Annotated in this window: 13 protein-coding genes and 1 pseudogene; 5 read left to right on the top strand and 9 right to left on the bottom strand. The window is 43.3% G+C overall.

What is annotated here, in order from left to right; genetic code table 11:
- Positions 1-58: 58 nt before the first annotated feature.
- The 8 genes from E0H77_RS02885 to purU form a co-directional block, all read right to left on the bottom strand.
- On the bottom strand, positions 59-655 hold the full coding sequence (locus E0H77_RS02885) for a GNAT family N-acetyltransferase (RefSeq protein ID WP_131374849.1): 597 nt from the start codon (positions 653-655) through the stop codon (positions 59-61).
- Between the two features lie 414 nt (positions 656-1069).
- The gene (locus E0H77_RS02880; RefSeq protein WP_131374847.1) at positions 1070-1408 is read right to left on the bottom strand and encodes a P-II family nitrogen regulator; all 339 of its coding nucleotides are present in this window, start codon (positions 1406-1408) and stop codon (positions 1070-1072) included.
- A 401-nt stretch (positions 1409-1809) separates the two neighbouring features.
- Positions 1810-2475, bottom strand: coding sequence for a sarcosine oxidase subunit gamma (locus E0H77_RS02875; protein WP_131374845.1), 666 nt, complete (start codon positions 2473-2475; stop codon positions 1810-1812).
- Positions 2475-5375 carry a glycine cleavage T C-terminal barrel domain-containing protein gene (locus tag E0H77_RS02870; protein ID WP_131374843.1) on the bottom strand — a complete coding sequence of 967 codons (2901 nt, stop codon included), beginning with the start codon at positions 5373-5375 and terminating at the stop codon, positions 2475-2477. Before E0H77_RS02870 ends, E0H77_RS02875 begins: the two co-directional genes overlap by 1 nt.
- The gene (locus E0H77_RS02865) at positions 5372-5689 is read right to left on the bottom strand and encodes a sarcosine oxidase subunit delta (protein ID WP_131313188.1); all 318 of its coding nucleotides are present in this window, start codon (positions 5687-5689) and stop codon (positions 5372-5374) included. Before E0H77_RS02865 ends, E0H77_RS02870 begins: the two co-directional genes overlap by 4 nt.
- Before the next feature lie 11 nt (positions 5690-5700).
- A complete protein-coding gene (locus E0H77_RS02860) occupies positions 5701-6939 on the bottom strand; it encodes an FAD-dependent oxidoreductase (RefSeq protein WP_131374840.1) in 1239 nt (412 codons plus the stop codon).
- A 27-nt stretch (positions 6940-6966) separates the two neighbouring features.
- Positions 6967-7875 (bottom strand): bifunctional 5,10-methylenetetrahydrofolate dehydrogenase/5,10-methenyltetrahydrofolate cyclohydrolase, encoded by a 909-nt coding sequence (locus E0H77_RS02855; protein WP_131374838.1) that lies wholly within the window; start codon positions 7873-7875, stop codon positions 6967-6969.
- Positions 7872-8741, bottom strand: a complete 870-nt coding sequence (gene purU, locus E0H77_RS02850) for a formyltetrahydrofolate deformylase (protein ID WP_131313185.1) — start codon at positions 8739-8741, stop codon at positions 7872-7874. The genes E0H77_RS02855 and purU overlap by 4 nt, the downstream gene beginning before the upstream one ends.
- Positions 8742-9065: 324 nt before the next feature.
- Here purU and E0H77_RS02845 point away from each other — a divergent pair, with 324 nt between their 5' ends.
- Together E0H77_RS02845 and E0H77_RS02840 are read left to right on the top strand one after the other, a co-directional pair.
- Entirely contained in the window at positions 9066-9914 is an 849-nt protein-coding gene (locus tag E0H77_RS02845) for a 3'(2'),5'-bisphosphate nucleotidase CysQ family protein (protein ID WP_131374836.1), read from the top strand.
- A 58-nt stretch (positions 9915-9972) separates the two neighbouring features.
- Positions 9973-10716: a histidine phosphatase family protein gene (locus E0H77_RS02840; RefSeq protein WP_131374834.1), complete on the top strand. Its 744-nt coding sequence runs from the start codon at positions 9973-9975 to the stop codon at positions 10714-10716.
- A gap of 45 nt (positions 10717-10761) precedes the next feature.
- Here E0H77_RS02840 and rpsT read toward each other — a convergent pair whose 3' ends face one another.
- Positions 10762-11028: a 30S ribosomal protein S20 gene (rpsT, locus tag E0H77_RS02835; protein ID WP_004900852.1), complete on the bottom strand. Its 267-nt coding sequence runs from the start codon at positions 11026-11028 to the stop codon at positions 10762-10764.
- A gap of 205 nt (positions 11029-11233) precedes the next feature.
- On the opposite strand from rpsT, the gene E0H77_RS02830 reads away from it, so the two are divergent.
- The 3 genes and pseudogenes from E0H77_RS02830 to E0H77_RS02820 form a co-directional block, all read left to right on the top strand.
- Positions 11234-11914: a Rossmann-fold NAD(P)-binding domain-containing protein gene (locus tag E0H77_RS02830; RefSeq protein ID WP_131374832.1), complete on the top strand. Its 681-nt coding sequence runs from the start codon at positions 11234-11236 to the stop codon at positions 11912-11914.
- Positions 11911-12417 carry a ribonuclease E activity regulator RraA gene (rraA, locus tag E0H77_RS02825; RefSeq protein ID WP_131374831.1) on the top strand — a complete coding sequence of 169 codons (507 nt, stop codon included), beginning with the start codon at positions 11911-11913 and terminating at the stop codon, positions 12415-12417. Before E0H77_RS02830 ends, rraA begins: the two co-directional genes overlap by 4 nt.
- A 1033-nt stretch (positions 12418-13450) precedes the next feature.
- Positions 13451-13727 (top strand): annotated as a pseudogene (locus tag E0H77_RS02820) (2-keto-4-pentenoate hydratase); the annotation flags it as partial.

Raw genomic sequence — 13727 nt, 5'->3', positions numbered from 1 at the left:
TGGTGAGTGTATTGTTTAAACATGACTTATAAAAGGCATCCTTTGATACCAAAAGTTGTTAATACGCCTTTTGCAATAAATCCTGCAAATGCGCCTTAATCTCCGCCCATTCTCCAGCGCGAATACTGTACATGACAGTATCACGCACTGTGCCATCTTTACGTGGTTGATGATGGCGCAAAACCCCATCTTTTTTTGCGCCTAAACGCTCAATCGCGCGTTGGCTACGGTAATTGAAATTATCGGTACGAAAGCCCACGAGCTGTGCGCCCAAATCTTCAAAAGCATGACGTAGCAGCAGAAATTTACAGGTGGTATTCACATGGGTTCTCTGCACCGAAGACGCATACCACGTATAACCAATTTCAAGACGTCGAATATTGGGCACAATATCGTGATAGCTGCTTGTTCCAAGCACTTTGCCTGTTTGCGTGTTAATGACTGCAAAGGCTTGGCGTTGTTGCTGTTCACGCTGTTGTAAAGCGTGTTCGATATAGGCTGCAACTTGATCGGGATGTGGAGCAGAGGTGACGCGAATATTCCACAGTTCACCATCTTGTGTGGCTGTAATCAGACCTTGCAAATGTTCGATGCTCAACGGTTCAAGACGAATGTTGCCATGTTCAAGGATAGGTGCTGCAGCTAACCAGTTCATTTTTGTATAACTCAATAAAGACAGAATTTAGAGGCAGAAGAGCAATGTACCGATTAGATTTCTTTCATATATCCATGCTCTTTCTCTTGCACCTTATTGAAATATATTTCAATCTTGCTCATGGAGAAATGCAAAGAGAGGTTAAACCATGAGGAAAGATGTCGGTTTTAATCTCTGTATAAAAAATAACAAAAAGAGTAAAGCAAGTCTAAAAGATGAATACAAGATTTGCTCTTTATGATTCATGAGAAGGCTTAATCATAGATCAGATTTTCTAGAGTTAATATCCAAGATCCATTTAACTTTCTTTGATTCCAAAATTAGGTACATCGTCTTTATAACGCAGTAGATATGGCAGCATCCATGCTACCTATCATGAGTATTGACGTTGCATCTAGAATCTGAAAATTGCCTCTATAATGCATCCATGCCAGTTTCGCCTGTGCGAATCCGGATCACTTGTTCCAGATGGGATACAAAAATTTTGCCATCACCAATTTTACCTGTTGCTGCAGCTTTACTAATTGCTTCAATGGCTTGATCAAGTGTTGAATTGTCCAGTGCAATTTCGATTTTAACTTTAGGTAAGAAATCCACCACATATTCTGCACCGCGGTACATTTCGGTATGTCCTTTTTGTCGCCCCGCACCTTTGACTTCAGTCACAGTAATCCCTTGTACGCCAATCGCTGCGAGTGCTTCGCGTACATCATCGAGTTTGAACGGTTTTATAATTGCAGTAATCAGTTTCATTGTTATATCCCCTTAAAGCAAAAGTATGCTTAGTTAGATGGTTATTGTTAAAATTCACCTGAGTGCGGTAAAAAAATTTAATCAAGATAATGAAAATAAATGAGTCATAATTGTGGTGTCTTACAGTTTTGACTTTCTATATCTGGATTAACCCACTGCGTCTTGAGCGTCGATTGAAATATATTTCAATCTTGTTCAGATTCAACCTGAGAAGAATTGCTACGCAAGGGCAACCCACTTGCGCAGCTATGCTGCTCACTGCAGAATTAGCTCAAGATCATCTTTGATCAAAAATATTGCAAAAATAGCATTTTACAAATATTGATTTGGTTCGGACAGTTATAGATGACATTTTCACGTATCCAATTTTGCAGAAAAATAGTCATCAAATTCACGTTAATTTAAATTAGCCCTTCAATACCGCTCATCTCACCGTCAAATTCTGAAATGGCATCTAGCAGGACTTGCCACAAATACAGCGCCGCAGCACGGTCACAGAGAATATTCAGTTTTTGCGTTTGTAGATCACCGACATTGATCACAATGGCATTAATCCGTGCTACCGAAGTTTGCGCCACTTTGCCTACTGGAAAGGCTTTAGGTGATAAATCGACAGCGCAAAGTTTTGCCATAATTTCAGTATTGAACTGGCCTGTCAGTTGTATCCACGCGTGGCTGTCCTGACGTGGCAGTAAATAGTTGGCATATTGTTCATCGGGTTGCCAGTCATTTTCGAGCTGAGCAACACGTTCACCAAAATCATCCAAACTGCCCAAAACTAAATATTCTGTCATCGACAGTCGGGCAATCCAACTACCGTCAACTTGTGCCAAGGCATGGTTTGGATGCTCAGGCAGGCTAAAGCCAAAACGGTGCAAATAGGCTGCGCTGTCCGCACCACGAAAACCCACATGCGATAAGTTACTGAGGTCAACCACTGCACAGCGCTGAATTTTACGTTCAGCCTGTGAGGTTGCTTCGCTCAGGAATTCGCGTTTGCTGCGCCCAAAAGTATTGTAAGGTTGCTGTGCAATTGGGCTGCGTTCAGTTGCTAGAGTTTGCATCATCAAACCTCCTGCCGTTGGTTGTCTGGATCATAAAATGGCGCTTTGACCACTTTGGCGTGTACCATGGCACCGTGTTCCACCCGAATCGGGAAGTTTTGCCCGATTTCACTTTGTTCAATGCTGACATAGGCCAAGCCAATAATTTTGTCGAGCGTTGGTGAGTATTCACAAGAAGTAATGTTGCCTGTGATCTTGTCACCATTCAGCACAATATGACCTTCAAGTGGTTGAGTCTGATGTTTGTCCAGTTCAAAGGCCACCAGTTTGCGTTTTAAAGGCTGTGCTTCCAAAATTGCAATTGAGCGTTTCCCGACAAACCACGGTTTTTTGCGAGCCACCGCCCAACCCAAATCCACTTCTTGCGGATGGGTCATGCCGTCGGTGTCTTGGCTAATAATAATGTGACCTTTTTCGAGACGTAGTAAACGCTGACTTTCCACCCCAAATGGCTGCATGTTAAAGGCTTGACCTGCCTGCATCAGGGTATCCCACATATACTCGCCATAACGTGCAGGGAAATGAATTTCGTAACCCAGTTCACCGACAAAACCAATCCGTAGAATCCGTACAGGAATGCCATGAATTGTGCCTGTACGCACGCCCAGATATGGGAAAGCTGCATTGGATAAATCCACATCCTGACAGACTTTTTGCATGACTTGGCGTGAGTTTGGCCCTGCGATATTCAGCGCGGCAAGGGCGGTGGTGACATTGGCAATATCGACATTGAGACGCCATTGGGCATTCCATTTCAGCATTTGCTGATAAATACGGTCGACACCGCTGGTGGTTGCTGTCACATAAAAATAGTTGTCACTCAGGCGTGCCGCTACACCATCGTCAATCACTACGCCATGCTCATTGGTCATGACTGCATAACGAGTTTTTCCAACAGGAAGTTTCGCAAAACCAAAGGTATAGAGACGATTCAGGAATTCAGCACTGTCTGGACCACGGACATCGAGTCCACCTAAAGTTGAGACATCAATGATACCGACATTTTGATGTACGTTTTGTACTTCACGGGCAATGTGTTCTAGGCGCTGTTCAGGATTGCCATAAAAAGCAGGGCGCTGCCAGTTGCCCGCAGGCATCATTTTTGCGCCCGCAGCAAGATGGCGTGCATGCATTGGAGTCTGGCGAAATGGGTCGAAGCCGCGCCCCGCAACATGTGCCAGTTTCTCGGCAGTAAATGGAGGACGGGCAGTGGTCACACCTGTTTCACTGACACTGCGCTGAGTGGATTTTGCCACCAAACGTGCCGTTGGCAGTGCAGAATGACGCCCTTGCGAAGGTCCCATGCCCACAGTCGAAAAGCGTTTCACCAGTTGCACATCACGATAACCACTTTTGGTGGCATTGACGATATCGCGAATTTGCAGGTCTTCATCGAAATCGACAAATTCTTTGCCTTTGGGGTGTTCAAAGATCGGCCAAGGAAAATTCATTGAACTTTCTTTAGAGCTTGGAGCAATGATTTGACTTGTATCTTCACCACGTAAAGCGGCAACCGCAGCTTTGGCAATGTAGCTGCCATCTTGCAAAACATGCTCGATCTGGTGAATGCCATTGACCGAACCTGTAATCGACAAACCTTTCGGCAAACCTGAAATGTTAAAGGCAGCTTGTTGATCATTGTAGCTCAGCTTGCCGCCAGCCTGACACAGCAATTGATAAACAGGCATGTAACCTGCCGACATGCACAGGACATCGCAGTCAATTTTCTGCGCGTGAGCATCGACTTGACCTTCAGCCACAATGCGGCGCACATCCACACCAGTCAGGTGCTGCATGCCACTGCTGTGTAAGGCTTCATAGACGGTACTACTTAAATGGCAGGTAATGCCTTTGGCTTTGACCGCACTTAACAAGCTGGTATCCGATGCCACAGGGCGCATATCGACCACCGCTTTGACGGTCACACCTGCTTCCGTCAAATCTAGCGCAGTCAAATAACCATCATCATGCCCAGTCAACACCACTGCTGTTTGTGCAGGCTTCACGGCATAGAGTTTCATCAGGCGTTGTGCTGCACTCGACAAAATCACACCAGGCAGGTCATTGTTACGGAAAACCACGGGTTGATCGAAGCTGCCGCTCGCTACAATACATTGCGCTGCGCGGACTTTGTACATCCGTTTGCCTTGAATAATCGGCAAATAGTGGTCGGTAAACCATGCATTACAGGTTGCTTCAGTCAGTACAGTAATCTGCGCGTGTTGTTCAACTGCACTGACCAAACGTTGTTTAAGCTCAGCCGCTTGTTTGCCTGCCGCATCGAGGCGTGCATAGTTCAGACTACCGCCCAAGATTTTCTCTTGCTCGATCAGTAGAACTTTTGCACCTAACTCTGCTGCAGTCAGCGCTGCCTGTAGCCCTGCAGGTCCTGCACCAATAATTGCCACATCGGTAAACAAATAGGCCTTGTCGTAATATTCAGGCTGAAAGTTCAGATCTAGAATCCCCAAACCTGCCTTTTTACGAATTATGGGTTCCCATAGTTTCCAAACCCCTTTCGGTTTGTAGAACGAGCGATAGTAAAACCCGACAGGCATAAACTTGGAAAATTTACCCAAAAAGGCATCTGAGTCTTTCAGTAGTGAACCTGAAAAGTTTTGCCCAGTGACTTGCATATTTGGTTTGATCACTGTGGTATCGGCAAGCACGTTGGCTTCTTCAGGCAGTTGTACCAACGTGTTGGCATCTTGCCCAGCCATAGTCAGTGGTGCGCGTGGACGATGATATTTAAATGAGCGTGACATAATCCAGCGCTGGTTTGCCACAAGTGCACTGGCAATACTGTCACCTGCAAAACCTTGGAAACGGCTGTGGTCAAATTCAAATTCAACAGGCTGTTGACGATTGATTAACAGCCCATAAGGGAGGGGTAATCGGTTCATGTCATAGACTCCTTCTGAACTGAAGATGGGCTGCTTTCATTAAATTCGACCCGTTGCTGGAACAATTCTTTCGGGTCATAAGTTTTTAAAATTTCATCGGTGATGGTGTTGCGTTCAGCAATAAACCAGTAACTGCTTGGAGCATGCATCCACCATTCACGAACAATGCCTGCAATGTTGTCGCAGTTAAACACGTAATCTGCCCATTCATAGTCGCTACAGTGGTTCTGGTCTGGCATGTCTTTGAGTTCGCCACCATAAACAAATTCACTGATATTGCGTGGACCATTGAGTGGACAAGGCATAATTTTCATCAGATTCTCCTTTAGTGGCTCGCCGCAGTTGCGCCCATTTCGTTGACTTGCTGAAAGGTGCTGAAACGTTCTAGTGCAAACGGTTTAATTAGGCTTGGAGTTTTGCCTGTCGCCACCAGTTCTGCCATGGTTTTGCCGCAAATTGGCGTGGCTTTAAAGCCCCAGGTTCCCCAACCTGCATCGAGGTAGTAATTGTCAACAGGGGATTTACCCATAATCGGACTATAGTCAGGCGTCATATCGGTAATGCCTGCCCATTGGCGCATGAGTTTGACATTGGCCATAAAAGGAAACATTTCAATGGCATGTGCGAGCAGGCTTTCTTTCAAATCCAAAGTCGAGCGGGTGTTATAGAGTGGATAAGGGTCTGAACCACCACCAAACACAATTTCGCCACGACTGGTTTGTTGTACATAACAGTGCAAAGCCGATGAACTGACCAAAGGTGTCAGGAACGGTTTAAATGGTTGAGAAACCATCGCTTGGAGTGGGAAAGTCTGAATTGGTGCGCGGATTTTGGCTTTTGCCATCAAAATCGAAGATGCCCCTGCAATCGCCTGAACCGCACAGCCACATTGCACCGTACCGCGATTGGTTTTGATGGCTTTGATTTTATTGTTCTCAATCACCAGATCTTGAACTTCAGTGAGTTGATGGATTTCTACACCGCGTTTGGCGGCTTCTTTGGCATAGCCCCAAGCCACGGCATCGTGACGTGCAGTTGCACCATCAATATGCCAAAGTCCAGCCAATACAGGCAAATGAGCAGGATCAAGATTCAGACAAGGCACTAACTCTTTAATCTGCTGGCGATCCAGCATTTCGGTACGCCCACCGAAGTGTTTGTTGACTTCTGCACGTTGGCGGAAGGCACGTACAGTCGAGTCAGTATGTGCCAGTGTGAGCTGCCCACGCTCAGAATACATAATGTTGAAATCAAATTCGTTGGAGAGGTTTTTAAATAATTTCACCGATTCGGCATAAAATTCTACGCCTTCGGAGGTCAGGTAATTAGAGCGAATCACGGCAGTATTACGTGCAGTATTGCCCCCACCCAAATAGGCTTTTTCCAGAACCGCAATATTGGTAATGCCATGATATTTAGACAGGTAGTAGGCTGTCGCAAGACCATGCCCACCACCGCCAATAATCACCACATCATAATGCGGTTTCAGAGCCGTCGGTGGAGGTAAATCCACTTCGACAGGATATTCAGAACTTAATCCATATTTCAGTAGACTAAATGGCATGAGTCCTCCACAGCGCTAGGCATTGACTTAAACGGAAGTTGAATGAGCTTGTGCATGCTGCAACTGTGCGGCATGTACGGTATTTTTCATTAGGTAGGCAATAGTCATTGGGCCGACACCACCTGGCACAGGGGTAATGGCGCTGACCATTGGCAGGACATCGTCATAGTCCACATCGCCGACCAAACGATTTTTGCCATTTTCCTGAATGCAGTTAATCCCAACATCAATCACTACCGCATTGGTTTTTAAATAAGATGAGTTGATCATGCGTGGGCGTCCGACCGCTGCGACCACAATGTCACCCAACTGGCAAAGCTGTGCCAAATCCTGACTTTTGGAATGCACCACAGTCACGGTGCAGTTTTCCTGTAACAGCAAAGCCGCCATGGGCTTACCAACAATATTGGAACGTCCAACCACAACCGCGTGTAGCCCAGTCAGATCTCCCAAAGTATCTTTAAGCAGGCGGATACAGCCTGTTGGCGTGCAAGGGGTAAGCACATCACGCCCCTGACTTAAACCGCCGACATTTTCACTGTGGAAACCATCGACATCTTTTTTCGGGTCAATACGTTCAAGAACCAATGTTTCATCAATATGTTTTGGCAGAGGTAGTTGCACTAAAATGCCATGTACGCTGTGATCTGCGTTCAGTTCATCAATTTTGGCAAGTAGTTCTATTTGGCTAAGTTCGGCAGGAAAACGAAATTCCAGTGAACGAATACCAACCATCAGGGCTTTTTCGACCTTGTTGCGGACATAGACCTGACTTGCAGGGTCTTCGCCGACCAAAACCACAGCGAGGCAAGGTGTGATGCCTTGCTGTTGCAGGGCAGCAACATCGTGTTTAACTTCTTCGAGTACCTGTGCAGCGGTGGCTTTACCATCGATCACGGTAATTTCAGATGCTGTAAATTGGCTAAGTAGGCTCATTGGAACACCACCGTACGATTGTCATTGAGGAACACACGGTGCTCGACAAAATATTTCACAGCTTTAGACAACGCGATGGTTTCTGTGTCACGACCGAGAGAGACCAAATCTTCTGGCATATAGGCATGGTCAACACGTTGCACAGCTTGTTCAATGATTGGGCCTTCATCAAGATCGCTGGTGACAAAGTGCGCCGTTGCACCAATTAGTTTCACGCCGCGGTCAAAAGCTTGGTGATAAGGTCGAGCACCTTTAAAACCTGGTAAAAATGAATGGTGAATGTTGATGGCACGACCTGATAGCTGTTTGCACAGGTCGTTAGACAGAATCTGCATATAACGTGCAAGAATGACCAGTTCAGTGCCTGTTTCATCAACAATTTTGATCAGCTCTTGTTCCTGCTGTGCTTTATTGTCTTTAGTGACAGGTAAGTAAATAAAACGAATACCTTCACGCTCAGCAACTGCACGCAAATCTAAATGGTTGGAAACAATTGCAGTAATTTGAAAATCCAGCTCGCCTTTGTGATAGCGATACAGCAAGTTCAGTAGGCAGTGATCAAACTTGCTCACCATAATCAAAACTTTAACAGGCTGATTTTGATTATAAAAAGTGGCCTGCATGTCGAAGGCATCACTAACGCTATTAAAGTTTGCTTTGAGCTGTTCAATATCTCCAGCTACGCCAGCATTGAAACGGAACACGGCACGCATAAAGAAATGCCCTGTAGTTTCATCGTCAAATTGTGCCATCTCACTGATATAGCAACCATTACTTGCCAAATACCCCGAAACCGCTGCAACAATTCCAGATGCCGCAGGACAACTAATTTTTAATACAAATTGCTCAACTTGGTTGTGTGCCATGGTGGTGCTTCCTCGCCAATGTGGTCTTTAGGAAAATTCCCCTTAAAATTCTTCGTGGGAAAAATATTTTCTTCAAGGTAATTTATATAAAAAATTAAACACCGCGTCTAGTATTATTTTGAATTTTTATTTCCTATCAGGAAACTTTTGTGGGGTATCTCATAAGGAGTAGACGATATATTGATGTGCAATATTTTTTCTTATGAAGAATAAAGCAAGGACTGTGCCGAGATTTTCAACAAACCGAAAAAATTCAGCACATTCGACTGTATTTAAAATAATGAGTCGCTATGATGAAAGGATCATTGAAAATGAGAAGTCATCATGTTTGTGCCAAGCGACCGCCCGAATGATGAATTACTGCATGCTGTTGTGCGAATTTTGCAGCAAGCCAGTGAGATTATTCAGCAGGAATATTTGAACTTTTGTCAGGGAGAGAAATTTCATGTTCAGACCAAACATGATGATTCACCTGTCACGCAGGCTGATTTGAAAGCCAATCAGTTTATTGAAGCTGCATTGCAAGAACTTACGCCAACACTGCCACTTTTATCAGAAGAAAATGAGCATCATGAGCGTCATAATTGGTCGCGCTGTTGGTTGCTTGACCCGCTCGATGGCACCAAAGAGTTTTTGCATCAACGTCCAGAATTTACCATTAATCTAAGCCAGATCGAACATGGCAAAACCCTATTTTCTGCCATTGCGATTCCTGCACAGCAGCTTATTTATATTGGATATATACAACAAAAACCTTATAAATATGATGTAGTGCAGCAGCGTTGGTTTCAGTATCAACCACAATCTGATTTGCTTGAGCCGATTCATGTCGGTTTGAGTCATCGCAGCCATAAACCGCAATATCAGCAGTTTATTGATATTTTGCAGCAACATCATGCGATTGAAACCTCGCAGGCAGGCAGTGCTTATAAATTTTGCATGATGCTGGAAGGAAAAATTGATTTGTATCCAAGGTTTCATCCAACCTCAGAATGGGATACCAGTGCAGGGCAAGGCTTGCTTGAGAGCATTGGCGGTGGCTTAGTGAGCCTAACAGGAGAGCCGTTTGTCTATAATCAGCGTAGCAGTTTGTTAAATCACGGGTTTATTGCTTTTTCACAGCCTGTATATCAGGAAATTGCTTTGAATGCACTTTGCCTAATGACGAAATGACATTGCAGTCCAAAAGCAGCATGATATAGTGGGCAAGTAACCACTTGAATCTAGAAGAATGTCTTTACAGTTATTACCCCAAAGCATGTATCGGGCAATTGATTTACTTCCTGATATCTCCACGCCTGTGACTTTATTTACACGACACTCCGTTCGTGAGGTTGTGGCTGGGCAAGGTTTGGCGGGATATGATTTGCAATTGACTGGTGCGGGGCGTGAACTAGCGCAGGCGTGGGGCTGTTATTTAATTGAAAATACAGGACGTGTGATTGAACAGTGTATGTCCAGCCCAATCCAGCGTTGTGTCGATACCGCTGCATTGATGATTCAGGGCGCAGACCAGATCACACAGAGTACCAATACCCATCATATTGAAATTGTTGAACAGGGTTTGCTGGTTGAACCAGGAAGCTTTGTGTTGGATATCCAGCAGGCAGCGCCGTATTTTCGTCAGCAAGGCGCATTGGGTTTTATTAATAGTTTTGTCAATAACGCTTTACCTGGCATGAAGCACCCGATTACGGGCGTAGTAGATGTGCTGGAACTGATTTATAACGCCCATCCGCAGCACAGTGGTGGTTTAACGCTTGCGGTCAGCCATGACACGATTATTGCAGCTATGCTTGCAGTCATGCGTAATCAGACTCAATTAGAAAAAAGTGACTGGCCTGAAATGATGGAAGGGGTATTCGTCTGGTTTGAAGGCGATAACTTTGCCGATAGTGTACTGAAGTGGATTTGGCGTGGAAAGATTCACCAGTTGTCCATTCGTGAATTTATCCAGCAAAAAAGTGGATTATAAGCCAATAAAAAAGCCCCAAACTTGGGGCTTTTTTATGATGCAAAATTAGTTAGCTAAAGCTTTAACTTGTGCATTCAAACGGCTCTTATGACGAGCAGCTTTGTTTTTATGGATGATGCCTTTATCAGCCATACGGTCGATTACAGGAACAGCTTTTTTGTAAGCTTCTGTAGCAACAGCATAATCACCAGCTGCGATTGCACTTAAAGTACGTTTGATGTAAGTACGAACCATAGAACGCAAGCTTGCGTTGTGTTTGCGCGCTACAACGTTTTGACGCGCACGTTTTTTTGCCTGAGCAGAGTTTGCCACTCTTGCACTCCTTGAAATAGATTGGTCTGGGCGGGCTGAAACAATACTGAAACTACTCAGATTGCCTTCACCAGCCCGTAAACAAGTGCGATATTTTGATGAATCAGCGTTATGAAGTCAAGTATTATCAGGGTTTGATCGACTTTTGCGGTCAAAAAAAGTATAAAATCTAAACATAATTATCGCTCTAGATGAATATCTTCTCATGCAAAAAGTAAAAATACAAAGTGCAATTGTAATTGGAGCAACAGGCTTGATTGGTCGGCAGTTGGTGCAGCAATTGCTACAGCTTCCCGAATGCCTAAAAATCACCCTGATATTACGCCGTGAACAAACTCAGTACCAAGGGGTCAGTAAGATTCAACAATTGGTTCTAGATGATTTTTTATTACTCAATGAAGAAGATGTCAGTCAGCATACGCATGCCTTTAGTTGTCTCGGTACAACCTTAAAGCAAGCAGGTTCACGCCAAGCCTTTTATGATACTGACTATGGCATCAATATGCATTTTGCTGAACTTCTACAAAATAAACGTATACATTATTTGCTGATCAGTGCCATGGGAGCATCACCAGATTCCCATTTTTTCTATAATCGGGTCAAAGGCGAGTTAGAGCGGGATGTTCAGGCATTTGACCTCGACACCATTTCTATCTTGCGTCCATCACTACTGATTGGTGAGCGTGAACATCCGCGAATTTTTGAAGGGTTGGGACAAAAATTATTTCATTGTACTGAACGGTTTTTACCACGATACTACCGTTATAAACCTGTAACAGCACTACAGGTAGCTAAGACTATGGTCGCGGCTGCAATGCTACAAACCGAACACGTTCGAATTTATAATAACTTAGATATACAAAACACAACATGGAGCACAGAATGACAGCATTTGTAACTTGTGATTTATTGGATGATCATCCTGAAAGTAATATTCAGGTGCTTGGTCCGAGTTTGGACAACAAATTTTTTAAAAGCTATGGTGGTCGTAAAACCTTTGGCGGTGAAATTGTCACAGTCAAATGCTATGAAGATAATTCACGTGTTAAAGAATTACTTGCCAGCGATGGTACGGGCAAAGTGCTGGTAGTGGATGGCGGTGCATCTATGCGCTGTGCGCTCATGGGCGATATGATTGCCGAATCTGCTGTACGTAATCACTGGAATGGCGTGGTGATTTATGGTTGTGTGCGTGATGTTGATGCAATGGCAGAGCTAGATTTGGGCGTGCATGCTTTGGCAGCGATTCCACGAAAAAGTAACCGTCAGGGCGTGGGCGTGATTGATATTGCACTGCATATTGGTGGAGTGATTATTATCCCAGGCAATTATATTTATGCTGATAATAATGGCATTATTATTTCAGAAGAAAAACTTGTAGAACTTTGATTGAACAGTTTAAATCAAGATTTTTAACACTTTCATCATGACAGTGTAAATAGATCAAGGAACAAGTTTAGCCAAATAGGTTGAGCTTGTTTTTTTTATTTGAGTGCTTTGTAAGATTGGTTTGAACTTGAGTATTTGAGTTGGTTTCTTTCAGCCCTTTGGCAACTGATATATGCTGTATTTAAAATAGATTCTCTCTACTTTCGATTTAACCATTCAGTAAATTTAGAGATTATTGTCATAGGATTGGATTTGTAATCATCAAGCCAACAGAGTGAGCACCTTCTTAGGCTTCTAATTGGGGTGTCATTCAATTCTCAAGGGCTATTTAGTTTAGCACCATACTAAAGAAGCTTTATATTGCACAGTAATATCTAACAGAATGTGCTGCAATCAATAATTACTAAAACCTCAGTTATACTGAAGCAACATAAATGCTCTAGACAGTATGTTGATTTCTATTTTAATTTTAGTTTATTTAATATTATAAGTGCTTTGACTGATCCATTTTTTCTCTGTGAGAAAATAAAAGAGGTGGATAAGGCATGATGAACAAAGCCTAAGAATTAATGCCTTAATGAGAGCTTTTATACAAAGCGGTATAGTGAGCTTTATTATTGGGTTTCTTTATTGGTTTGTTTTATTTTTTTCATTTTATTGAAATATATGTAATTTTTACAAAAAGGAATAAGCCGTCCATGAGTTATGATAGAAAATGAATCTATTGACTCAGAGAGTGAAAGATCAATCATAATGCTGTGGTAATTTGTTTGGTATTGGCTTAAGGCTATAATTGATTTATTTTTAGACATAGAACCTATAGTAATAAATAAAATAAGTATTGGTATTCTATTCGACTTTTTTCCATTCTTATACTCACTTAGAGCTGGGTTTATTTTGATAGATTTCTTTTATTCGTCCATTTTATCTTTATGGGAGAAATACAAAAAAGAAGCCTAATAAATCAATGTTTGGTTTATATTTTTTTCCTAGCTCAAGGTGTTTTATAAATTTAACTTTTAAGGAAAAGTTGATGTCAAATTCTGCTGTAGTTGAGTCAGTTGCCTTAAGATTAAGGCAAGCTGAATTATTACAGGCTGCAATCGCTCCCATTCGTTCTGAACTTGGCGGAGAAAGTGCTGATGTCGATATCGCCTATGCTGTTCAGGAAGTGAATACACAACATGCATTATCTGAAGGCCGCCGTTTGGTGGGTCGTAAAATTGGATTGACGTCTAAGGTTGTTCAAACTCAACTGGGCGTTGACCAACCCGATTTTGGTATGTTGTTTGCCGATATGGCTTATGGTG

Source organism: Acinetobacter brisouioides (genome assembly GCF_004331075.1).
In the GTDB taxonomy this organism is placed as follows: Bacteria; Pseudomonadota; Gammaproteobacteria; order Pseudomonadales; family Moraxellaceae; genus Acinetobacter.
This window is presented reverse-complemented; position numbering and strand designations above follow the sequence as displayed.